The following is a 20767-nucleotide window of genomic DNA, read 5'->3' on the forward strand; positions in this document are numbered from 1 at the left end:
CGGAAACAATTCGTCATTTTGCCGTCATCAATCCGTTATGCGACCCGTTGAAACTCGCAGGCTTTCAACCCAGGGAAGCCCCCAAAGATGTTCAATAAAAAGACTGCCAACAAAGCTGCATCTCTCGCCCTGCTCGTCGCCGCCCTCGCCGGCTGCGCCGCTCAGGCTCCGGTCGCCAGCAAGGAAGCCACCCCCAACAACGACGACTGGTACCTGGTCCGCACCGACGAGACCCTCTACCTGTTCGATGACGCCACCGTCTACCGGGACTACATCGTGACCGGCAAGACCACCTACACCAAGGAAGTCGGCGAGAAGGACAAGTTCGGCCAGAACGTTGTGCTGGTCGTGCGCGCCGAGGACAAGGACAAGGACGCGAAGAAGATCGCCTCCTACCAGTTCTACAAGCAGAGCCTGCCGCCGGCCGCCGGCTTCTACGGCGAGATCCGTCAGGAAGGTGTGATCTACGTGGCCCAGCGCTACGGCGACATGGTCGACATGAACGGCCTGGGCGAACCGATCTTCCGCCACACCGAAATCGCCAGCGGCCCCAACGGCGAGCGTGTGGTCTACCTGATGCAGAAGGAAGAGAAGAAGCCGGTCAGCCTGATCGCCCGCTTCCAGAAGATCTACGGCATCACTCCCGCCAAGGGCTGATGACGCGAAAGCGCGCACTCCGGGGAGGGAGTGCGCGCTTTCTTCATTCCGGCGCCGCCACGGCGCGGAGCGTGCTAGCTGGCGGGCTCCAGCTGCACAGTGGGAATCGTGTTGGGCGCCTCTATACCCCAGTCACCGAACTGGTACCAGTCATCGCCGAGCATCTCGGCCGGGTGCATGGTGCGGTCCGCGCCGTTGCCGCAGGCCAGGTTGGTCGCCGGGCAATAGCGGTCGCAGCCCCAGCAGATGCGCTCGGGGTGCGGAGGATTGAGCGGGAATTTCTTGGCCATGATCAGGCCCTCGAGGGTTTCCTTGTGGGATCCCTGAAGGCTATGCCTGTCAGACCGACCTGATCCTTGATCTGCGACAATTTCGCGCGAAATTCATGCGCATCTTTACGCACGGAAGTGGCTAGGCGGCTGGCCGCTCCAGCGCTGGAAGGCGTGGCGCAGGCTGGCGGTTTCGCTGAAGCCCAGCTCCTCGGCGATGCGGTAGATCGGCATGTCGCCGTCCTGCAGCAGTTCCTTGGCGCGGGCGAAGCGCAGCTCATCGAGCAGTTGCTGGTAGCTGGTCTGCTGCTGTTGCAGGTGGCGACGCAGGCTGCGCGAGGAGCAGTTCAGGCGGCGCGCCAGCTCTTCCAGGCCCGGCGGTTCCTGCAGGCGCTCGCCGAGGATCGCGCGGACCTTGTCGAGCCAGGCGCGGCGCGCGGCCAGGTCGATGTTCTGCCGGCGGCACTGTTCGAGCATCTCGCGGTGGGTCACTGCGTCGGCCAGCGGCAGGCGCATGTTCAGCCAGCTCGCCGGGAAGCCGATGGCGCTGCGAGCGCAATCGAATTCCAGCTGGCAGCCGAACAGCGTGGCGTAGGCCGCGCGGCGATCGGCCGGGCCGGCGTAATCGAATTCAGCGCGCACCAGCGGCAACGGCTGGCCGAGCAGGTCGGCGCAGGCCACCTTCAGCGAGCCCAGGCACAGCTCGGTATTGAACGGGCGCAGCTCTTCTTCTTCGCCGTAGCCGGTGGCGACCAACCAGGCCATGTCGCCGTCCACTTCCAGCGCGAGGTGGAAGTAGGTGCCCAGCAGCACCGGGTAGCTCAGGCCGATGCGCAGCGCCTCGCCCAGGGTCGGCGCGGAGATCAGCGCATAACCCAGCAGACCGTAGGCGGTGATCCGCGTGCGCACGCCCAGGCGCAGGCCAAGGGCCGGCTCGCCAGCGAGGTTCTGCACATTGCCGAAGACCTGCTGCTCCTGCCAGGGGCTGACCAGCCGGCGCAGGTCGAGCAGGTCGTCGCCGGTGATGCCGCTGCCCTCGAGGATGGACTCGCGGCTGTGCCCCTCGGACTCCATCAGCGCGACGGTCAGCGAGGTCATGTGCAGGGAGTTGAGCCAGGTGGAGCGGGAGAAGGTCAGAGGATTCATTCGATGCCCATCGTAGACGCTACGGCGCGCCAGCGGATGTTACCGCGGCCGGCGCAGGTCAGGGTGAGGCAAGTTGCGTGCCGGCCACCCAGCGTGGCCGTATCGATCCCCACGGGGCGGGGCTTTCGACGCCGGGAGGGGCAATTCCCGCCCGGCTGCAGGGTTACCTTCGCGGACACCGGGACGGTGCGGGTGCACCGTCCTGGCACTCAAACGTGGAGGAACTCAACCGCGCGAGAGGAAGCGCATGCCCTCTTCCAGGCCGCTCAGGGTCAGCGGGAACATCTGTTCCTTCACCAGCTCGCGCACCAGCCCCGTGGAGGCGGTGTAGTTCCAGGTGTCCTTCGGGTACGGGTTGATCCAGATGAGCTTCTTGTACTTCTCCATGAAGCGCTGCATCCAGACGTAGCCGGCCTCCTCGTTCCAGTGCTCGACGCTGCCGCCGGCCTGGGTGATCTCGTACGGAGCCATGGCGGCGTCGCCAACGAACACCACCTTGTAGTCCGGCCCGTATTTATGCAGCAGGTCGAAGGTGGCGGTGCGCTCGCTGGAGCGGCGCAGGTTGTTCTTCCACACCGACTCGTAGATGAAGTTGTGGAAGTAGAAGTACTCCAGGTGCTTGAACTCGGTCTTGCAGGCCGAGAACAGCTCCTCGCAGACCTTCACGTGGGCATCCATGGAGCCGCCGATATCCAGCAGCAGCAGGAGCTTCACGGTGTTGCGGCGCTCGGGGCGCATCTGGATATTGAGCAGCCCGGCATCCTTGGCGGTGTGGTCGATGGTGCCGTCGATGTCCAGCTCTTCCGCTGCGCCCTCGCGGGCGAACTTGCGCAGGCGGCGCAGGGCGATCTTGATGTTGCGCGTGCCCAGCTCGACCTGGTCATCGAGGTTCTTGTACTCGCGCTGGTCCCAGACCTTGGCGGCCTTGCCCTGGCGCTTGCCGGCGTCGCCAACGCGGATGCCCTCGGGGTTGAAGCCGCCGGAACCGAACGGGCTGGTGCCGCCGGTGCCGATCCACTTGTTGCCGCCGGCGTGGCGCTCCTTTTGCTCTTCCAGGCGCTTCTTGAACTCCTCGATGAGCTTGTCCAGGCCACCCAGGGACTGGATCTGCGCACGCTCCTCGTCGGTCAGCAGGCGCTCGAACTCCTTGCGCAGCCACTCTTCGGGGATTAGTGCCTTGAGGTGGTCGTCGAGCTTTTCCAGGCCCTTGAAGTAGGCGCCGAAGGCCCGGTCGAACTTATCGAAATGGCGCTCGTCCTTCACCATGATGGTGCGGGCGAGGTAGTAGAACTCGTCCATGTCGGCGAACACGATGCGGTGCTTGAGCGCATCGATCAGGTCGAGCAGCTCGCGCACCGACACCGGCACCTTGGCCGCGCGCATTTCGTTGAACAGGTTGAGCAGCATGGCTGCACCCTCGTTGATTCATTGATGCAGGAGCGATGCTCCTTTTGCACTCGGTGCAAGGGCTTGCGAGCTAGAGCCAGGCAAGGCGGAATCAGACGAGGAAGCGGAGTTTACGACTGTAAATGAGCATTACTCGCTCCGCTCGCCCCTACGGGGCCGCACTAAAGTGCGTTAGCCACAAGTGGCTTTCCGAGTCTGATTCCAACGCAGCATGGCCGACGCTCAGCAGCCCGATAATTAACGACTGGCGCGGCGGCTCATGAAGGCAAGGCGCTCCAGCAGCTGCACATCCTGCTCGTTCTTCACCAGCGCTCCGGCCAGCGGCGGGATGGCCTTGGTGGGATCGCGCTCGCGCAGCACGGCTTCGCCGATGTTGTCGGCCATCAGCAGCTTCAGCCAGTCCACCAGCTCGGAGGTGGAAGGTTTCTTCTTCAGGCCCGGCACCTTACGCACGTCGAAGAAGATGTCCAGCGCCTCGCTGACCAGCGTGCCGCTGATTTTCGGGTAGTGCACGTCGACGATCTTCTGCAAGGTCTCGCGGTCGGGGAAGGCGATGTAGTGGAAGAAGCAGCGGCGCAGGAAGGCGTCCGGCAGTTCCTTCTCGTTGTTCGAGGTGATGATGATGATCGGGCGCTGTTTGGCCTTGATGGTCTCGTTGGTCTCGTAAACGAAGAACTCCATCTTGTCGAGTTCCTGCAACAGGTCGTTGGGGAACTCGATGTCGGCCTTGTCGATCTCGTCGATCAGCAGGATCACGCGCTCTTCGGCCTCGAAGGCCTCCCAGAGCTTGCCCTTCTTGATGTAGTTGCGCACGTCGTGGACCTTGTCCACGCCCAGCTGCGAGTCGCGCAGGCGGCTGACCGCGTCGTACTCGTAGAGGCCCTGGTGGGCCTTGGTGGTGGACTTGATGTGCCAGGTGATCAGCTTGGCGCCGAAGGACTCCGCCAACTGCTCGGCGAGCATGGTCTTGCCGGTGCCCGGCTCGCCTTTCACCAGCAGCGGACGCTGCAGGGTGATGGCGGCGTTGACCGCCAGCTTGAGGTCGTCGGTGGCGACGTAGGACTGGGTGCCTTCGAACTTCATCGGTGAATCCTCGAACGATGCGGGCCGGGCGCTCTGCCGGGCCGGGCGAATGGTCGGACAAGCTGCGACTATACCGCGCAGCCGAGGCGAGTGTGAACGCAGACGCGGCATTCAGTCATTGAATGGCGGGTCAGGGGATGACTGATCGCAAATGGCCTGTCGATGACAAGTTTACTTTACATCGAAGAAATCCCGATGTTAAGTTCGCTTTACATCACAAGGAGACCGCGATGAATCCCGCCCTGCGCCGCTACACCCTGTCCTGCGCCGCCCTCATGTTCATTTACTCCGCCCTGGTCGCACTGATCAGCTGGGGGCTGGACCTGCAGAAGCTGCCTTATGCCCTGCGCGTCCTGGCCGCCGCTTCTCCGGCGCTGCCACTGCTGGCGATGCTCTATGTATTCGACCGCTACCTGCGCAGCGAGCCGGACGAATTCCTGCGTTTCCTGCTGTCCCGCGCCGCGATGCTGGCCGGCGGCACGGTGGTCGGGCTGTTCAGCGCCTGGGGCTTTCTGGAGCAGTACGCCGCCTGGCCGCGTTTCCCGGTGATCCTCGCCTTCCCGCTGTTCTGGGCCGCCTACGGCGTTGCCGTGGTGCTGCTGCGCCGGCGCTTCGCCTGACCGATCCGAGAAAGGAGCAACCATGCAGAATCGCCTCAAGGCACTGCGCGCCGAACGCGGCTGGAGCCAGCAGGACCTGGCCCTGCAACTGCAGGTTTCGCGGCAGAGCGTGATCGCCATCGAGAGTGGCAAGTTCGACCCCAGCCTGCCGCTGGCCTTTCGTATAGCCCGGGTCTTCGGCCTGCCCATCGAGGCCATCTTCAGCGACGCGCAGCCCGAGTGAGGCGGGTGCGCCGACTGGACTACGAAGCCCGCCGGGCATAGGCTGCTGGGTCTGCACAGCTCCGAACCTAAGGAACGCATCATGAGCCGCATTTTCGCCGACAACGCGCAGTCCATCGGCAACACGCCGCTGGTCCAGATCAACCGCATCGCCCCGCGCGGCGTCACCATCCTGGCCAAGATCGAAGGGCGCAACCCGGGCTACTCGGTGAAGTGCCGGATCGGCGCCAACATGATCTGGGATGCCGAGTCCGGCGGCCGCCTGAAGTCGGGCATGACCATCGTCGAGCCGACTTCCGGCAACACCGGCATCGGCCTCGCCTTCGTCGCCGCCGCCCGTGGCTACAAGCTGATCCTCACCATGCCCTCCTCCATGAGCCTGGAACGCCGCAAGGTGCTCAAGGCCCTGGGCGCCGAGATCGTCCTGACCGAGCCGGCCAAGGGCATGAAGGGCGCGATCGCCAAGGCCGAGGAAATCCTCGCCAGCGACCCGGCGAAGTACTTCATGCCGGCGCAGTTCGACAACCCGGCCAACCCGGCGATCCACGAAAAGACCACCGGCCCGGAAATCTGGAACGACACCGATGGCGCGGTCGACGTGCTGGTGGCCGGCGTCGGCACCGGCGGCACCCTCACCGGTGTGTCGCGCTTCATCAAGAACACCAAGGGCAAGCCGATCCTCTCGGTGGCTGTCGAGCCGGTCACCTCGCCGGTGATCAGCCAGGCCCTGGCCGGCGAAGAGATCAAGCCCAGCCCGCACAAGATCCAGGGCATCGGCGCCGGCTTCGTGCCGAAGAACCTCGACCTGTCCCTGGTCGACCGCGTCGCCACCATCGCCGACGAAGACGCCAAGAACATGGCCCTGCGCCTGATGCAGGAAGAAGGCATCCTCTGCGGCATCTCCAGCGGCGCCGCCATGGCCGCCGCGGTGAAGCTCGCCGAAGAGCCGAACATGCAGGGCAAGACCATCGTCGTGGTGCTGCCGGACTCGGGCGAGCGCTACCTCTCCACCATGCTCTTCGACGGCCTGTTCGAGGACCAGGAACTGGTCCAGTAAGCTCTATTCCGCCCCTCTGCGGGGCGGATTCCTACCTGCCGTTCCGAATCGGTGCGGCCCAAGTCTCGTACGTGACACGTGCGCTGTCTGCGGACCCGCAGGCAGCCATGGCCCCTCGCCATGTTCCGGCAAAATGGTTAATTCTTGCGCAGCCCGCGACGAAGCGTCGCCCATCTTTCGCGGATGGCCCGGGCTTTCCGCACCGTTGTCAGGAACACAAGAATGAAAATTTCCGCCCCGTTGCTCTCCACCCTCGCACTCTCCCTCTCCGTTGCCGCCGGCGCCGCCCAGGCCGATAACGTGAAGATCTACAACTGGTCCGACTACATCGCCCCGGACACCGTGCCGACCTTCACCAAGGAAACCGGCATCCAGGCGACCTACGACGTCTACGACAGCAACGAGACCCTCGATGGCAAGCTGATGACCGGCAAATCCGGTTACGACATCGTGGTGCCGTCGAACCACTTCATGGCCAAGCAGATCCAGGCCGGCGCGCTGAAGAAGCTGGACAAGAGCCAGCTGCCGAACTGGAAGAACCTCAACCCGGTGCTGATGAAGGCACTGGAAGTGAACGACCCGGGCAACGAGCACGGCTTCCCCTACCTGTGGGGCACCACCGGCATCGGCTACAACCCGGCCAAGATCAAGGAAGTGCTGGGCGACAACGCGCCGATCGACTCCTGGGACATCTTCTTCAAGCCCGAGTACATGGAGAAGCTGGCCAAGTGCGGCGTAGCGGTGCTGGACAACGGCCCGGAGCTGCTGCCGATCACCCTGAACTACCTGGGCCTGCCGCATCACAGCCAGAAGCTGGATGACTACAAGAAGGCCGAGGAAGCGCTGCTCAAGGTGCGTCCGTACATCCGCTACTTCCACTCCTCCAAGTACGTCAGCGACCTGGCCAACGGCGAGATCTGCGTAGCCGTCGGCTTCTCCGGCGACATCCTGCAGGCCGCCACCCGCGCCAAGGAAGCCAAGAACGGCGTGGAAATCCAGTACTCCACGCCGAAGGAAGGCTCGCCGCTGTGGTTCGACATGGTCGCCATGCCCAACGACGCACCGGATGAGAAGGCTGCCTATGCCTTCATGAACTACCTGCTGCGCCCGGAAGTCATGGCCGGCGTGAGCAACTACGTGCACTACGCCAACGGCAACCTGGCCGCCGACCCGCTGGTGGACAAGGCAATCAAGGCGGACCCTGCGATCTACCCGCCGCAGGACAAGATGGCCAAGCTGTTCGCCCTCGAATCCATGCCGATGAAGATCGACCGCGTTCGTACCCGCACCTGGAACACCATCAAGACCGGCAAGTAAGCGTCACCCTTGCCTGACAACGCGCGGCCCCGGCCGCGCGTTGTCGTTTTCGTCGCGCAAGTCGCGCTTTGCCGCGCAACTCGCACAGGGCTCGCCAGCGGCGATCCGGGCCGCTATAGTCAGCCCACGCAGCACAGATGATGCCCCACTGAACAGGTTCGCCTTCCATGTCCCGATACCCATTGCCCGATCCGGCAATCACCGTTGCAGCCTCCCCGGCCTGCGGCGCGGGTGCGGGCGCGGCCTGCCCTCCTCCGCCCCCTGTCGTCGCTGTCGCGTCGCCTCCGCCTCCCGGTGCGGCCTACCCGCCACCCGGCGTGAGCTTCTGACGCCACACGCGTTTTCCATCGCCTGGTTTTCCGCGCTCAACTGACGCGGCGCCCGGTCTGTGTCCGGCCCATTGATGGCCGGTCGTGATCTGCCTGACGACAGGTGCATTGCATGATTTCGCTCAACCGTTCCTCCCTGGTCGCCCTGGCCAGCACCTCCCTGTTCGTGCTGCTGTGGAGCAGCGCCGCCATCATCAGCAAGTGGGGCCTGGCCCATGCTTCGCCGATGGTCTTCCTCATCGCCCGCTTCGGCACCGCGCTGGTGGCGCTGCTGATCCTCTCGCCGCTGATCGGCCTGCGCTGGCCGCGCGAGCGCAAACAGATACGCCACGCCGTGCTCACCGGCCTGGTGATGCTGGGCATCTACCCGATCTTCTACCTGATGGCGCTGGACCTGCACGTCACCCCCGGCGTCATCGCCACGGTGCTGGGCGTGCAGCCGATGCTGACCAGTTTCCTGCTCGAACGCCGGCATTCAGCGCCGCGACTGGGCGGCCTCGCGCTCGGGCTGATAGGTCTGGTGATGGTGGTCTACCAGAGCATCGGACTGTCAGGCCTGACCTTCGCGGGCCTGGCCTGCTGCCTGCTGGCGCTGCTATCGATCACCGGCGGCTCGATCCTGCAGAAGAACATCCGCGAGAACCCGCTGGGGACCCTGCCCCTGCAGTACATGGCCGGGCTCGCGCTGTGCATTGGCGTCGCGCCCTTCCAGCCGCTGCACGTGGAGTGGAACGCCGCGTTCATCCTCAGTGCGCTGTGGATGGGCCTGATGGTCTCGGTACTGGCCACCGTGCTGCTCTACCGGATGATCGCAGCGGGCAACCTGGTCAACGTCACCAGCCTGTTCTACCTGGTGCCGGCGGTCACGGCACTGATGGACTATGCGGTGTTCGGCAATCGCCTGTCTGCGCTTGGCCTGCTAGGTATGGGACTGATCGTGCTGGGCCTGATGCTGGTCTTCCGCCCGGCAGCCCCGGCACGTGAATCCAAGTCGACACAGGCTGTGGATAACCGCTAGCCAACCCCGATGGACGCAGGCGAGGATCGTTCCTCGCCTGCGCTTCGCTCAGTTGGCTGCCTCGGCCTTCGGCTGCGGCGCCGGGCGCAGTACCAGCCACAGCGCCAGGGCAATCAGCACACCACCCTGCAGGTGCGCCCAGGAAAGCGACTCATCCAGCAGCAGCACGCCCCAGAACACGCCGAACGGCGGAATCAGGAAGGTCACCGTCATGGTCTTCAGCGGGCCGATGCTGGCCAGCAGGCGGAAGTACAGGACGTAGGCGAAGGATGTGCAGAGGAAGCCCAGCCCGGCCAGCGCCAGCAGGATCTTCGGGTCGGCCAGCGGCGCCAGCGGCATGTCCAGGCTCGTGCCGAGGAAGAAAGGCAACAGGCACAGAGTTGCGCCCGCCTGGCTGCCCAGGGCAGAGACGGCGAAGTCCAGGCCGCCCTGGTCGTTGATCCAGCGCTTGGTGAAATACCCGGCGAAGCCGTAGCAGGTCGTCGCCACCAGGCAAGCGGCGGCGCCCCAGAGCACCTGGGAGTCGAAGGGCACAGGCCCGGCGCGAGTCAGCACCGCCACGCCCGCCAACCCCAGCAGCACGCCGAGAGCCTTGCCGCCGGTGAGCACCTCACCAAAGAACAGCGAACCGATCAGCACACCCATCAGCGGCGTGGTCGCGTTGAAGATCGCCGAATACCCCGCCGGCAGAAACTGCGCCGCCAGGCTGTACATCAGCACCGGGATGCCGGAGGCGATCACGCCGATCAGCAGAAGACGCACCAGCTTGCCGCGGAAATCCCAGCGCGTGCGCAGGGCCAGCATGATCACGACCAGCCCGATGGCCGACAGCACGACACGGAAGAACGCCGTCGGCATCACGCCGATGGCAGGCACCAGTTGGCGCATGAACAGGAAGCTGGCACCCCAGATGGCGGCCAGCCCGAACATATTCAGCAGAGCAGCGGGATTCATCGCGAAAAGCTCCAGGGCAGGTAAGCCACCAGCCTACGCCGGTGGCAAACACCATCCATCCATAGCTGACTTTCAAAGTCCACTGTCAGATGCGACGCAGGCGGGCCATGCTCAGCACGTCGGCGTAAACGCCGTCGCGCAGGGCGAATTCGCGCAGCGTTCCTTCCACCTCGAAGCCGAACTTGCGATACAGCGCGATGGCCGGCGCATTGTCGGTGTAGACAGTCAGCTCGACGCGACGCAGGCCCATCCAGTTGTCGGCCACTTCCATCAGTTCAGCCAGCAGCCGCGTGCCGACTCCGCGCCCCTGCCAGGCTACGGCGACCCCCATGCCGATGCTGCCGCATTGGCTACGACGCACGCGGGGAAACTGTTCAAGACTGGCACTGCCGATCACCTGGTCCTGGTGCATGGCCATCAGCGTGATGCGGCGCTCGTCGTCCAGCACCAGTCGCTTGCGCCACAGATCCGGCGCCTGGTGCGGCATCTGCAGCACCTGACGGGCCACTGCTGGATCGTTGTAGAGGGCCGCGAGGCCATTGATGTGCTGCTCGGTGCAGCGCTCGATGCGAAAGTCTTCCATTGCGTGCCGGCTCCTTGCCGAAGGGGCTTTCCAGGGCTCTTTATCCAAGAGCGTGGCCGGCCAGCATACGCGCTAATTTCACCGAAAAGCGCCACGATCCTCCGGCGAAATCGCCCTTTCCCTCACCGTTTCCCATGGCTAAGCTCGCTGCACCAGAACCCAGCAGAGGCGCTCCCATGGCTCAGCACTGGCCGGCGACCGAGATCGCGACCCTGATCCTCGAAGGCTTCGACGACTACCGCGCGAAGTTCCACCAGATTACCGCCGGTGCGCCCGCGCGTTTCGAACAGGCACAGTGGCAGGAAGCCCAGCTCGCCTCCGCCGAACGCATCGAGCTGTACGAGGAAATGGTCGCCGAGACCGTGGGCAGACTGACCCGCGCCATGGCCGGCATCGACCTGGTGGACGTGGAGCGCTGGCCGATCGCCAAGAGTGCCTACATCACCCTGATCGACCCGCGGCTGGACGATGAGTTGGCGGAAACCTGGTTCAATTCGATCTTCTGCGGCCTGTTCAGCCACGACAACATCAGCGATGGCACGATGTTCGTGCACACCACACGGCCATCGCTGCGCGCCCATTCGCGCGACCCGCACACGCGCATCTACCGCCCCGGCGGCCAGCTGCGCCAGGCGCTGGAAAGCATCTTCGACGACTACCGCTTCGCCGTGGACTACGACGACCGCGAACGCGACCTGCAACGCATGGACAGCCTGCTGCACACCAACCTGCCGGACTGGGTGTGCAAGGACCCGACCCTGACCATCGAACTGATCGGCTCGGTGTTCTACCGCAACAAGGGCGCCTACCTGGTGGGCCGTCTGTTCACCCCGGAGGAGCAGTGGCCGCTGGTGTTCCCGCTGGTGCATCACGAAGGGCGCGGCATCCAGTTCGACACGGTGATCACCGACGAGGCGGAAGTCTCGATCATCTTCTCCTTCACCCGCTCCTACTTCATGGTCGACGCGCCGGTGCCGGCGGAGATGGTCGCCTTCCTCAAGCGTCTGCTGCCGGGCAAGCACATCGCCGAGCTATACACCTCCATCGGTTTCTACAAGCAGGGAAAGAGCGAGTTCTACCGCGCACTGATCAACCACCTGGCGACCACCGACGACCGCTTCGTCATGGCCCCCGGCGTGCGCGGCATGGTGATGAGCGTGTTCACCCTGCCGGGCTTCAACACCGTGTTCAAGATCATCAAGGACAACTTCAACCCGGCCAAGACCGTGGACCACGCCACAGTGATCCAGAAGTACCAGCTGGTGAAGAACCATGACCGAGTCGGGCGCCTGGCCGACACCCAGCAGTTCGCCGACTTCCGCTTCCCGGTACGCAAGTTCGACCCTGATTGCCTCGCCGAGCTGCTGGACGTCGCGCCCTCCACCGTGATGCTCGAAGGCGACGTGGTGCTGATCCGTCACTGCTGGACCGAGCGCCGCATGACCCCGCTGAACATCTACCTGGAACACGCCACGCCGGCGCAGGTGGAAGAAGCGCTGAAGGACTACGGGCTGGCGATCAAGCAACTGGCGGCGGCGAACATCTTCCCCGGCGACATGCTGCTGAAGAACTTCGGCGTCACCCGCCACGGCCGGGTGGTGTTCTACGACTACGACGAGATCTGCTACCTCACCGAGGTGCATTTCCGCCACATCCCGCCAGCGCGCTACGAGGAAGACGAGATGTCCTCCGAGCCCTGGTACTCGGTGGGGCCGATGGATGTATTCCCCGAGGAGTTCCCGCGCTTCCTGTTCGTCGACCTGAAGCTGCGACGGCAGTTCGCCAAGCTGCACGGCAACCTGTTCGACGCCGATTACTGGAAGGGGCTGCAGGAGCAGATTCGCGCGGGGAAAGTGATCGACGTGTTCCCCTACCGCCGCCACGAATCGCCCGAGGAAGCGCTGGCGCGCTAGACCGGGTCAGGCACGCTCCTGCTGGAGCGCGCCCTTATGAAAAACCGTCAGTTCCAGTGCCGCCGCGAGGCGCGACGGTTATCCCCCAGACCAACCAGGGCTGCCAGAGAAGCCATCAGCACCTCGGCGATCCACGCCAGCAGCAGGCCGCCGGCCAGGGCCCAGCCAATGGCCTCGGGCTCCAGCACCACCTGGTAGCGGTAGTTCTCGTAGGTTTCCTGCAGCAACTCATGGTTTGGCGCCGTCACCATGTGCAGGGCGCGCTGGTACCAGGGACCCTGCAGGGCCTGCCATTCGTTCTCGAACAGCTGGGCACGGCGCATCAGGCGCTCGATGTTGTCGGCGTCACGCTGGAAGACCGGGTCGGCACTCCCGCGGTAATGCGCCACCAGGGCACTCAGGTCACCCTTGAAGAACTGCCCCGATGTGTCCTTGAAGCCCTGCAGCGCCTGAGTCGCCTCGATGCGATGGGCGTCGACGCGTTGCGCGTAATCCTTGATGAAGCCCGGCACCTGGACCGCGACCATCAGCCCCAGCGCAAACAGCACCATGCGTACGTAGCTGCGCAGCATTCTTTTCCCCTTCGTTCTTATGGATGTGCAAGGCAACGCCGGATTCTCCCGTTTGCCGCACCGGCATTCCGGGAATGCTTCACGTCCCGATCAGATGCGGCCCTGGGTAACGATCTCGCCACGCCACCAGAGCATCCATTCGCCACCTTGCATCAGGGTCCAGTTTTCGTTGTCGGTCAGCGGCTCGGTGGCGATCACCGTCACCACGTCGTTGGGTGTGGTTTCCGACTGGAAGTCCACCGTGACGTCGGCATCGCGCAGGCGTGCCGGCCCGAATGGCGCGCGGCGGGTGATCCAGGCCAGCTTGGTGCTGCAGAAAGTGAACAGCCAGTCGCCGTCACTGAGCAGGCAGTTGAACACGCCCTTCTCGCGGTAGGTGGCGCAGGCGGTGACCAGGGTGGGCAGCAACACCTCCACCGGCACTGGCTCGGGGAAGGCACGGCGCACGCGGTTGAGCAGGTCGCAGAAGGCTGCTTCGCTGTCGGTGTCGCCCACCGCGCGGTAGAGACCGGGCTCGGGATGGAAGTCGGCGAGCTGGCCGTTGTGGGCAAAAGTCCAGTAGCGCCCGCCCATTTCGCGTACGAATGGGTGGGTGTTGGACAGGCAGACCTTGCCGACATTGGCCTGGCGGATGTGACCGATCACCGCCTCGCTCTTGATCGGGTAGCGCTGCACCAGCCGCGCGACTTCCGAATCGACGCTGGCGGACGGGTCCTGGAACAGCCGCACACCGCGCCCTTCATAGAAGGCGATGCCCCAGCCGTCGCGGTGCGGGCCGGTGCCGCCGCCGCGCTGCATCAGCCCGGTGAAGCTGAAGACGATGTCCGTCGGGACGTTGGCGCTCATGCCGAGCAACTCGCACATGAATCAGTTCTCCTCCATCAGTGCCTCGCGCAGCTGATGCAGCTCGCGTTCCAGGCGATTCTGCATCCTTTTCCGCCCCAGCGGCAGGAACCGCGTGAGCGCGCGCAGCAGCAGGGCCGGCAGGTCGTTCAGCTCACGCGGGATAAGGTGCAGATGAAAATGTTCGACGTGCTGGTTAGCCGCGGGGCCGTCGTTGACCAGCAGGTTGATGCCGACCCGCCCGTAGCCGGCACGACGCAGCACGCGCTCCATGCGCTCGGCCAGCGGGATCAGGTCCTGCTGCGCCGCTTCGGAGAGCTGGTGCAGGAAGGTCGCGTGCTCGCGGGCCACCAGCAGCAGGTGCGCGGGGCGCAGCGGGTAGATGTCCAGCAGCACGATGAAATGGTCGTCTTCGTAGAGGGTACGGGCCGGCACGCGACCGGCCGCGATGGCGCAGAACACGCAGTCCATGGGAACTCCTCGAAAGGCCGTTCAGTTCATGCTGGACGCGTGCGGGGCAGGACGCAAGGTTGGTCTACAGGCGCGGTTCGATCCGCGCACGGTTGTCGCGCCGCTCGCTCGGGTGGGCGTCCACGCCCTCGATCAGCTCAGGCTGCATCAGCTGGCGCAGGGTCGGCTCGTCTTCCGCTTCCTTGTCCTGGCGGCGCTTCTTCAGCGAACGCTCCAGCGGCCAGCGGATCAGCACGAACAGCAGGTACAGGCCGAACGCGGCGAGCAGCACCAAGGCGAGGTCGGAGACGGCGCGCCAGGCGTTGTTGCCGACCTTGAATACCACGTCCAGCGCGGTGATGGCGATTGCCGGGGCATACAGATTGTTCGCCGGGTCCACCGGAGTCGGGGTGAACAGCAGGACGATGACGATCACCCGCAGGGGTTCGCGCAGCCAGCGCCACATCCAGCCGGTCATCAGGAACCAGACCAGGGTCAGGCCAAGGCCGGCGGCGATATAAGCGCCCCAGGCAAGCGTGTAATCGTGTTCGTTCATGCGCGTGCGTACGTGCGGTGTCGACAGAGGGGTGCGTATGATAGCTGCTTTTCCCCATGGGTGCGCAGCCGGGCGTCATCCATGCCGTCCCCGAGGAACCGCCATGACCGACCGTCAGCCCCCCATCGCCCGCCGCGAAGCCGCCGCCGATCCCTATGCCTGGCTGGAAAACCGCGACGCCGAGGACGTCCTCGATTACCTGAAAGCAGAAAATGCCTACCTGGAAGATCGACTTCTTCCTCAGACGAAACTGCGCGAAACCCTGTTCCAGGAGATCAAGGGTCGCATCCGCGAGACCGACCTGTCGCTGCCCACGCCCTGGGGCCCCTGGCTCTACTACCAGCGCACCACCGCCGGCGACGAGTACCCGCGCCACTACCGCAGCCCGCGCCCGGCCGATGGTTCGCTGACCGTCGAGGAGAGCGCCGAGCAGTTGCTGCTCGACCCGAACGAGCTGGCCGGCGACGGCTTCCTGTCGGTCGGCGCTTTCAGCATCAGCCCCGATCATTCGAAGCTGGCCTACAGCCTGGATACCAGCGGCGACGAGATATACACCCTCTACGTGAAGGATCTGGCTGACGGCAGCGTTACCGCCCTGCCCTTCGACGACTGCGATGGCAGCCTCACCTGGGCCAACGACAACCGCACCCTGTTCTTCGGCGAGCTGGACGACACCCACCGCCCGCACAAGCTCTATCGCCACTGCCTGGGCGAAAGCGGCGCACAGCTGATCTTCGAGGAGCCCGACGGGCGCTTCTTCCTCAACTGCTACCGCGCCAGTTCCGAGCGCCAGCTGATTCTGCTGCTGAACAGCAAGACCACCAGCGAAGCCTGGGTGCTGGACGCCAACGAGCCCAAGGGCGAGTTCGTCTGCCTGGCGCCGCGCGAGGAAGGCCACGAGTACTACCCGGACCACGGTCACCTTGAGGGCGGCTGGGCCTGGCTGATCCGCAGCAACCAGACCGGCATCAACTTCGCCCTTTACCATGCCAGCGAGACGCAGCCGACCCGCGCGCACTGGATCGAGCTGGTGGCGCACCGCGACGACGTGATGCTTGAGGGCCTGACCCTGAGCGCCAGCGCCCTCACCCTGAGCCTGCGCGAAGGTGGCCTGCCGATCGTCGAAGTCCACCCGCACAACCAGCCGGCGCACCGCGTCGACCTACCGGACGCCGCCTACAACCTCTACGTGCAAGACAGCCTGGAGTTCGACAGCGCGGTGATCCGCCTGCGCTACGAGGCGCTCAACCGCCCGGCGCAGATCCGCCAGCTGGACCTCGCCAGCGGCGAACAGAAAGTCCTCAAGCAGACCCCGGTGGAAGGTCCGTTCGACGCCGACGCCTACGAAAGCCGCCGCCTCTGGGCCGACACCGCCGACGGCGTGCAGGTGCCGATCAGCCTGGTCGGCCGCCGCGAGGTGCTGGAAGACATCGCCCGCGGAAAGCCGGCGCCGCTGTACCTCTATGGCTACGGCGCCTATGGCGAGAGCCTCGACCCCTGGTTTTCCCATGCCCGCCTGAGCCTGCTGGAGCGCGGCTTCGTCTTCGCCATCGCCCACGTGCGTGGCGGCGGCGAACTGGGCGAAGCCTGGTACCGCGCCGGCAAGCTGGAGCACAAGCAGAACACCTTCAGCGACTTCATCGCCTGTGCCGAACACCTGCTCCGCCACGGCTATAGCACCCCGGCGCAGCTGGCGATCAGCGGCGGCAGTGCCGGCGGCCTGCTGATCGGCGCGGTGCTCAACCAGCGCCCGCAGCTGTTTGCCGCGGCCATCGCCGAAGTGCCCTTCGTCGACGTGCTCAACAGCATGCTCAACCCCGACCTGCCGCTGACCGTCACCGAGTACGACGAGTGGGGCAACCCGCAGGAGCCGGAGGTCTATGCCCGCATCCGCGCCTACGCGCCCTACGAGAACGTCAGCGCGCAGGACTACCCCGCCCTGCTGGTGGTCGCCGGCTACAACGACAGCCGCGTGCAGTACTGGGAAGCCGCCAAGTGGGTGGCCAAGCTGCGCGTCAGCAAGACCGACGAGCACCTGCTGCTGCTCAAGACCGACCTGGGCGCCGGCCACGGCGGCATGAGTGGCCGCTACCAGGGCCTGAAGGACGTGGCGCTGGAATACGCCTTCCTGCTCAAGGTGCTGGGCATCGAAGGCAACGCCTGATGCTCTACACCTGCCCCTGCTGCGGCTACTTCAGTTTCGGCGACCCTCCGGGGTCGTACGAAATTTGTGAAATCTGCTTCTGGGAAGACGACCACCTGCAGCTCTGCTTCCCCGACGCGCGCGGCGGCGCCAACTCCGTGAGCCTGATCGAGGCGCAGGTCAACTACGTGCAGTGGGGCGCCTGCGAAAGGCGCTTCCGCGCCAAGGTGCGCCCGGCCACTATTGACGACGTGAAGGACGACCGCTGGTTCCCGCTGTGGGAAAAACGCGTGGAGCTACCGGATGTCGAGGAGCCGCTGACCGGCGAGGAAGCCTGCTACTGGCTGCGCGCGCCGGCCTGAATGCCCTCAGCGTCGGCTGCTGACAGCCAGGCCGACGCCCATGGCGACGATCAGCCCGCCCGAGGCCGTCTGCTGCCAGCGCCGCCAGGTCGGGTTGCTGCCCACGCGATGACCGACCCGTCCGGCGACCACCGAGACCACGGCGTTCACCAGGCAACCACCGAGGTTGAACAGCAGGCCGAGGCAGAGAATCTGCAGCACGAAGTTCGGGCTGCCAGCGGGCACGAACTGCGGCAGGAAGGCGAGGAAGAACAGCGCCACCTTGGGATTGAACACGTTGACCAGCATGCCCTGCAGGAACACCCGGCTCAAGCGCGCGGGCTCGAGCTCGGTGCGTTTCTGCTCGCGCCAGGCGCCACGGACCAGCTGCACGCCGAGCCAGACGAGGTAGAGCGCGCCCAGCCACTTGAGCACACCGAAAGCCACGCTGGACATCATCAGCAGCGCCGAAAGACCGAACGCCGCGGCCAGCATGTGCACCACACAGCCGGCACCGATCCCGAGGGTCGACATCAGGCCCGCCGCCGTGCCTTGTGCAGCCGAACGCGAGGCGACATAGAGCATGTCCGGCCCGGGCGTGAGGTTGAGCGCGAGGGTGGCGATGAAGAACAGGCTGAGGCTTTCGAGGCTGGGCATGGCGCGGCTCCGGGACGGCAGACGCGCAGCATGCCACGGGGGCCGCTGCTGACGGAAGGATCAGCCAGCGCGGAAGATCAGGTGCTCTTCCCAGTCGTCTTCGGGCACCGAGCCCTCAGCGAGCATGCGCCCGGATTGGGAGATGCGCTCGTGGTGCACCGCGTCCGGATCGCCGCAGACGAGGTGGTGCCACAGCGGCAGGTCCTTGCCCTCGGACACCAGGCGGTAGCCGCAGGTCGGCGGCAGCCACTGGAACTCGTCGGCCTGGGCCGGGGTGAGCTGGATGCAGTCCGGGACGCTGGCGCGGCGGTTGACGTAGTCGGTGCAGCGGCAGGTCTTCAGGTCCAGCAGCTTGCAGGCGATGCGCGTGTAGTAGACGGTGCCGTCGTCCTCGTCTTCCAGCTTCTGCAGACAGCACAGGCCACAGCCGTCGCACAGCGACTCCCACTCTTCCTGATCGAGCTGGTCGAGGGTCTTGCGTTTCCAGAAGGGTTCGACTTTGGCGGCCATTTTTTAGTCAGGGGCAATTTCACGGGGCGCAAAGTCTAAGCCCGTCGTGCGCGCAGGCCAAGCGCAGGCGACCATTGACCGCGCAGCGCTTGCCAGAGCGGGCCGCGCTGGTTAGTTTGATCGCCCCACGGGCCCGCTCCGACTGCCTTCTGCCAGCGCCGCGAGACCCGCCAACCGCCCGATCCCACCGCGATGCCCGGCCGACCACGGCACCATCGGCAGATTCCACGCCCTTCAAGGAGCCACCATGAGCGCCAACCCTCGCGTTTCCGAGCACCCGATCGACCCGCAGTTCATCAATCGCTGGTCGCCCCGCGCCTTCAGCGGCGAAGCCATTCCCCAAGCCACCCTGCTGAGCTTCATCGAAGCCGCGCGCTGGGCGCCGTCCTCCTTCAACTCGCAGCCCTGGCGCTTTCTCTTCGCCCTGCGCGACACGCCGAACTGGCAGCGTTACCTGAACCTGCTGGGCGAGTTCAACCGCGGCTGGGCGCAGCACGCCTCGGCGCTGGTGGTGGTGCTGTCCAAGACCACCTTCGCCCCGCCCGGCTCCAGCGAGGAGAAGCCCGCCCTGTGGCACAGCTTCGACACCGGCTCGGCCTGGGGCTTCCTCGCCCTGCAGGCGAGCCTGGCGGGCTGGCACACCCACGGCATGGCCGGCTTCGACCGCGAACTGGCGCGCACGGAGCTGAAGGTCCCGGCGGACCATGAAATCCACGCGGTGATCGCCATCGGCAAGCTGGGCGACAAGTCGATCCTCTCCGAGAGCCTGCAGGCCCGCGAAGTGCCCAATGCACGCCGTCCGCTGGCGGAAATCGTGGCCGAGGGTGATTTCTCGCTCTGACGGGCAATACCCCTTGCAGGAGCGCTCCATGCGCGTGGTCGCGGGCATGGCCCGCTCCTGCAGAAAAGCCAAAAGAAAAAGGCCCCGGATGGGGCCTTTTTCATGTCCGCAGCGGTCAGTAACCGCGGGAGAAATCCACTTCGCCGCGCATGGCCTGCCCCGCCCAGAAGCGCGTGAGGTTGTCGCGGAACAGGTCGATCAGCAGGCTTGGCAGCGTCGGCGCGGCGGTATGACCGGTCAGCAGCAGACGCGGCGTGTGCCAGAACGGGTGCGAAGTCGGCAGCGGCTCCTGGCGGCAGACATCGATCACCGCACCGGCCAGCTGGTTGGCTTCCAGCGCCGCGACCAGGTCCGCGTCCACCACCGAAGTGCCACGCCCGGCGTTGAGGAACAGCGCGGTAGGCTTCATCCGCTGGAACAGCGCGAGGTTGAAGATATCCGCGGTTTCCGGCGTGTCGGGCAGCAGGTTGATCACGTAGTCGGCGGTCTCGGCCAGGCGCGGCAGGTCATCCAGCCCGCCCATGCGCCCGAAGGGCACCAGCGAACGCGGGTTCTTCGCCACGCCAACCAGTTCCACACCGAAGGGCGCCAGCATGTGTGCCACGGCCTGGCCGATCTCGCCGGTGCCAACGATGAGTATCTGCCGGCCACTCAGGCTGCCGGGCGCGCGGTCGTCCCACTGCACGCCGACCTGGCTGGCCAGGCGGCCAAGGAACTGGCGTTCGTGGGCGAGCATGTAGGTGAGGAGGTATTCGGTCATGACCTGGCCGAAGATGCCGACGGCGCGGGTCAGGGCGTAATCCTTGGGGAGGTCGTCGGCCAGCAACGGGGTGATGCCCGCCCAGCTGGACTGGATCCAGACCGGGTGCACACCCTGGCGCAAGAGTTGCGCCGCCAGGGTCGGCTCGCCGAGCCACACGGGGCATTCGGCCGCCGCTTCCGCCAGGGTGTCGGGGTTGTTGCCGGAGATCACCGTCAACCGGGGCTCGGCCGCCATCAGCAGGGCGGCGTAGAGGGCGTGTTCGCGATCGAGTACGAGCAGGCGCATGGTCAGGCCTTTCGCTTCGAACGGTGGAGTTTTTCCGGCTGGCGCATCTGGACTCGCTTCAAGGGAGCTTCCCTGGGGAAATCGTCGTCAGTTCTAGGGAAGTCAGGCGGCTATAGACACAGCCAGAGACCAAGCGTTCCGCTCCGTTGAACCCTTTTTACCCCTGCATAATGCGCTCAGGCCGCATATTTGCACAGTGCCAGCACTGGGCGAATACGCGGCCTGAAGGGA

General features: G+C 65.3%; 23 protein-coding genes. 10 read left to right on the forward strand and 13 right to left on the reverse strand.

The genetic code is table 11. The features are described 5' to 3' along the window. Positions 1-87: 87 nt before the first annotated feature. Positions 88-657 (forward strand): hypothetical protein, encoded by a 570-nt coding sequence (locus tag IB275_RS22125; RefSeq protein WP_192224152.1) that lies wholly within the window; start codon positions 88-90, stop codon positions 655-657. 74 nt (positions 658-731) lie between these two features. Here IB275_RS22125 and IB275_RS22130 read toward each other — a convergent pair whose 3' ends face one another. From IB275_RS22130 to IB275_RS22145, 4 genes are all read right to left on the reverse strand, one after another. Next, a complete protein-coding gene (locus IB275_RS22130; protein ID WP_081520326.1) occupies positions 732-947 on the reverse strand; it encodes a DUF3079 domain-containing protein in 216 nt (71 codons plus the stop codon). A 105-nt stretch (positions 948-1052) separates the two neighbouring features. Beyond that, positions 1053-2072: an AraC family transcriptional regulator gene (locus IB275_RS22135; protein ID WP_138212714.1), complete on the reverse strand. Its 1020-nt coding sequence runs from the start codon at positions 2070-2072 to the stop codon at positions 1053-1055. Positions 2073-2297: 225 nt separating this feature from the next. Next, positions 2298-3479 carry a vWA domain-containing protein gene (locus tag IB275_RS22140; protein WP_192291168.1) on the reverse strand — a complete coding sequence of 394 codons (1182 nt, stop codon included), beginning with the start codon at positions 3477-3479 and terminating at the stop codon, positions 2298-2300. A gap of 237 nt (positions 3480-3716) precedes the next feature. Next, the gene (locus IB275_RS22145) at positions 3717-4562 is read right to left on the reverse strand and encodes an AAA family ATPase (RefSeq protein ID WP_015476360.1); all 846 of its coding nucleotides are present in this window, start codon (positions 4560-4562) and stop codon (positions 3717-3719) included. 230 nt (positions 4563-4792) lie between these two features. Here IB275_RS22145 and IB275_RS22150 point away from each other — a divergent pair, with 230 nt between their 5' ends. The 5 genes from IB275_RS22150 to IB275_RS22170 all read left to right on the forward strand — a co-directional run bounded on the left by IB275_RS22150 (position 4793) and on the right by IB275_RS22170 (position 9125). Beyond that, positions 4793-5182 carry a hypothetical protein gene (locus IB275_RS22150; RefSeq protein ID WP_192291170.1) on the forward strand — a complete coding sequence of 130 codons (390 nt, stop codon included), beginning with the start codon at positions 4793-4795 and terminating at the stop codon, positions 5180-5182. A gap of 22 nt (positions 5183-5204) precedes the next feature. Then, positions 5205-5405 (forward strand): helix-turn-helix transcriptional regulator, encoded by a 201-nt coding sequence (locus IB275_RS22155; protein WP_192291172.1) that lies wholly within the window; start codon positions 5205-5207, stop codon positions 5403-5405. Between the two features lie 81 nt (positions 5406-5486). After that, positions 5487-6461, forward strand: coding sequence for a cysteine synthase A (gene cysK, locus IB275_RS22160; protein WP_081520320.1), 975 nt, complete (start codon positions 5487-5489; stop codon positions 6459-6461). 222 nt (positions 6462-6683) lie between these two features. Further along, entirely contained in the window at positions 6684-7778 is a 1095-nt protein-coding gene (locus tag IB275_RS22165; RefSeq protein WP_081520319.1) for a polyamine ABC transporter substrate-binding protein, read from the forward strand. Between the two features lie 441 nt (positions 7779-8219). Next, positions 8220-9125 (forward strand): DMT family transporter, encoded by a 906-nt coding sequence (locus IB275_RS22170; RefSeq protein ID WP_192291174.1) that lies wholly within the window; start codon positions 8220-8222, stop codon positions 9123-9125. Between the two features lie 48 nt (positions 9126-9173). Here IB275_RS22170 and IB275_RS22175 read toward each other — a convergent pair whose 3' ends face one another. Continuing rightward, positions 9174-10079, reverse strand: coding sequence for a DMT family transporter (locus tag IB275_RS22175; RefSeq protein WP_192291176.1), 906 nt, complete (start codon positions 10077-10079; stop codon positions 9174-9176). An 85-nt stretch (positions 10080-10164) separates the two neighbouring features. Beyond that, positions 10165-10662, reverse strand: coding sequence for a GNAT family N-acetyltransferase (locus tag IB275_RS22180; protein WP_192291178.1), 498 nt, complete (start codon positions 10660-10662; stop codon positions 10165-10167). Between the two features lie 176 nt (positions 10663-10838). On the opposite strand from IB275_RS22180, the gene aceK reads away from it, so the two are divergent. Further along, positions 10839-12575: a bifunctional isocitrate dehydrogenase kinase/phosphatase gene (aceK, locus tag IB275_RS22185; protein ID WP_192291180.1), complete on the forward strand. Its 1737-nt coding sequence runs from the start codon at positions 10839-10841 to the stop codon at positions 12573-12575. Positions 12576-12622: 47 nt separating this feature from the next. Here the strand turns inward: aceK and IB275_RS22190 are convergent, their stop codons facing one another. The 4 genes from IB275_RS22190 to IB275_RS22205 all read right to left on the reverse strand — a co-directional run bounded on the left by IB275_RS22190 (position 12623) and on the right by IB275_RS22205 (position 14996). Further along, positions 12623-13147: a DUF2937 family protein gene (locus IB275_RS22190; RefSeq protein WP_081520314.1), complete on the reverse strand. Its 525-nt coding sequence runs from the start codon at positions 13145-13147 to the stop codon at positions 12623-12625. 90 nt (positions 13148-13237) lie between these two features. After that, entirely contained in the window at positions 13238-14011 is a 774-nt protein-coding gene (locus IB275_RS22195; RefSeq protein ID WP_192291182.1) for a class II glutamine amidotransferase, read from the reverse strand. A gap of 3 nt (positions 14012-14014) precedes the next feature. Continuing rightward, positions 14015-14461 (reverse strand): HIT family protein, encoded by a 447-nt coding sequence (locus tag IB275_RS22200; RefSeq protein ID WP_192291184.1) that lies wholly within the window; start codon positions 14459-14461, stop codon positions 14015-14017. A gap of 64 nt (positions 14462-14525) precedes the next feature. Continuing rightward, the gene (locus tag IB275_RS22205; RefSeq protein WP_192291186.1) at positions 14526-14996 is read right to left on the reverse strand and encodes an MFS transporter; all 471 of its coding nucleotides are present in this window, start codon (positions 14994-14996) and stop codon (positions 14526-14528) included. A gap of 103 nt (positions 14997-15099) precedes the next feature. Between IB275_RS22205 and IB275_RS22210 the strand changes: the two genes are divergently transcribed. Both IB275_RS22210 and IB275_RS22215 read left to right on the forward strand, forming a co-directional pair. Continuing rightward, on the forward strand, positions 15100-17160 hold the full coding sequence (locus IB275_RS22210) for a S9 family peptidase (protein WP_192291188.1): 2061 nt from the start codon (positions 15100-15102) through the stop codon (positions 17158-17160). Then, positions 17160-17501, forward strand: coding sequence for a CPCC family cysteine-rich protein (locus IB275_RS22215; protein WP_192291190.1), 342 nt, complete (start codon positions 17160-17162; stop codon positions 17499-17501). Before IB275_RS22210 ends, IB275_RS22215 begins: the two co-directional genes overlap by 1 nt. Positions 17502-17507: 6 nt before the next feature. On the opposite strand, the gene IB275_RS22220 is transcribed toward IB275_RS22215, so the two are convergent. Beyond that, on the reverse strand, positions 17508-18137 hold the full coding sequence (locus IB275_RS22220) for a LysE family translocator (RefSeq protein ID WP_081520309.1): 630 nt from the start codon (positions 18135-18137) through the stop codon (positions 17508-17510). A gap of 60 nt (positions 18138-18197) precedes the next feature. Then, on the reverse strand, positions 18198-18647 hold the full coding sequence (locus tag IB275_RS22225; protein ID WP_192291192.1) for a YcgN family cysteine cluster protein: 450 nt from the start codon (positions 18645-18647) through the stop codon (positions 18198-18200). Between the two features lie 247 nt (positions 18648-18894). Between IB275_RS22225 and IB275_RS22230 the strand changes: the two genes are divergently transcribed. Then, complete coding sequence (locus IB275_RS22230) at positions 18895-19488, forward strand: nitroreductase family protein (protein ID WP_045212383.1); 594 nt, start codon at positions 18895-18897, stop codon at positions 19486-19488. A 115-nt stretch (positions 19489-19603) separates the two neighbouring features. On the opposite strand, the gene IB275_RS22235 is transcribed toward IB275_RS22230, so the two are convergent. Continuing rightward, positions 19604-20536, reverse strand: coding sequence for a D-2-hydroxyacid dehydrogenase (locus IB275_RS22235; RefSeq protein WP_192291194.1), 933 nt, complete (start codon positions 20534-20536; stop codon positions 19604-19606). Positions 20537-20767 lie beyond the last annotated feature (231 nt).

The organism is Pseudomonas sp. PDM21 (genome assembly GCF_014852505.2).
Lineage (GTDB): Bacteria > Pseudomonadota > Gammaproteobacteria > Pseudomonadales > Pseudomonadaceae > Pseudomonas.

Excerpts from the sequence above, each read along its gene's own strand:
- IB275_RS22125 (WP_192224152.1), top strand. The coding sequence starts at position 88 with ATGTTCAATAAAAAGACTGCCAACAAAGCTGCATCTCTCGCCCTGCTC.
- IB275_RS22130 (WP_081520326.1), bottom strand. The coding sequence starts at position 947 with ATGGCCAAGAAATTCCCGCTCAATCCTCCGCACCCCGAGCGCATCTGC.
- IB275_RS22135 (WP_138212714.1), bottom strand. The coding sequence starts at position 2,072 with ATGAATCCTCTGACCTTCTCCCGCTCCACCTGGCTCAACTCCCTGCAC.
- IB275_RS22140 (WP_192291168.1), bottom strand. The coding sequence starts at position 3,479 with ATGCTGCTCAACCTGTTCAACGAAATGCGCGCGGCCAAGGTGCCGGTG.
- IB275_RS22145 (WP_015476360.1), bottom strand. The coding sequence starts at position 4,562 with ATGAAGTTCGAAGGCACCCAGTCCTACGTCGCCACCGACGACCTCAAG.
- IB275_RS22150 (WP_192291170.1), top strand. The coding sequence starts at position 4,793 with ATGAATCCCGCCCTGCGCCGCTACACCCTGTCCTGCGCCGCCCTCATG.
- IB275_RS22155 (WP_192291172.1), top strand. The coding sequence starts at position 5,205 with ATGCAGAATCGCCTCAAGGCACTGCGCGCCGAACGCGGCTGGAGCCAG.
- cysK (WP_081520320.1), top strand. The coding sequence starts at position 5,487 with ATGAGCCGCATTTTCGCCGACAACGCGCAGTCCATCGGCAACACGCCG.
- IB275_RS22165 (WP_081520319.1), top strand. The coding sequence starts at position 6,684 with ATGAAAATTTCCGCCCCGTTGCTCTCCACCCTCGCACTCTCCCTCTCC.
- IB275_RS22170 (WP_192291174.1), top strand. The coding sequence starts at position 8,220 with ATGATTTCGCTCAACCGTTCCTCCCTGGTCGCCCTGGCCAGCACCTCC.
- IB275_RS22175 (WP_192291176.1), bottom strand. The coding sequence starts at position 10,079 with ATGAATCCCGCTGCTCTGCTGAATATGTTCGGGCTGGCCGCCATCTGG.
- IB275_RS22180 (WP_192291178.1), bottom strand. The coding sequence starts at position 10,662 with ATGGAAGACTTTCGCATCGAGCGCTGCACCGAGCAGCACATCAATGGC.
- aceK (WP_192291180.1), top strand. The coding sequence starts at position 10,839 with ATGGCTCAGCACTGGCCGGCGACCGAGATCGCGACCCTGATCCTCGAA.
- IB275_RS22190 (WP_081520314.1), bottom strand. The coding sequence starts at position 13,147 with ATGCTGCGCAGCTACGTACGCATGGTGCTGTTTGCGCTGGGGCTGATG.
- IB275_RS22195 (WP_192291182.1), bottom strand. The coding sequence starts at position 14,011 with ATGTGCGAGTTGCTCGGCATGAGCGCCAACGTCCCGACGGACATCGTC.
- IB275_RS22200 (WP_192291184.1), bottom strand. The coding sequence starts at position 14,461 with ATGGACTGCGTGTTCTGCGCCATCGCGGCCGGTCGCGTGCCGGCCCGT.
- IB275_RS22205 (WP_192291186.1), bottom strand. The coding sequence starts at position 14,996 with ATGAACGAACACGATTACACGCTTGCCTGGGGCGCTTATATCGCCGCC.
- IB275_RS22210 (WP_192291188.1), top strand. The coding sequence starts at position 15,100 with ATGACCGACCGTCAGCCCCCCATCGCCCGCCGCGAAGCCGCCGCCGAT.
- IB275_RS22215 (WP_192291190.1), top strand. The coding sequence starts at position 17,160 with ATGCTCTACACCTGCCCCTGCTGCGGCTACTTCAGTTTCGGCGACCCT.
- IB275_RS22220 (WP_081520309.1), bottom strand. The coding sequence starts at position 18,137 with ATGCCCAGCCTCGAAAGCCTCAGCCTGTTCTTCATCGCCACCCTCGCG.
- IB275_RS22225 (WP_192291192.1), bottom strand. The coding sequence starts at position 18,647 with ATGGCCGCCAAAGTCGAACCCTTCTGGAAACGCAAGACCCTCGACCAG.
- IB275_RS22230 (WP_045212383.1), top strand. The coding sequence starts at position 18,895 with ATGAGCGCCAACCCTCGCGTTTCCGAGCACCCGATCGACCCGCAGTTC.
- IB275_RS22235 (WP_192291194.1), bottom strand. The coding sequence starts at position 20,536 with ATGCGCCTGCTCGTACTCGATCGCGAACACGCCCTCTACGCCGCCCTG.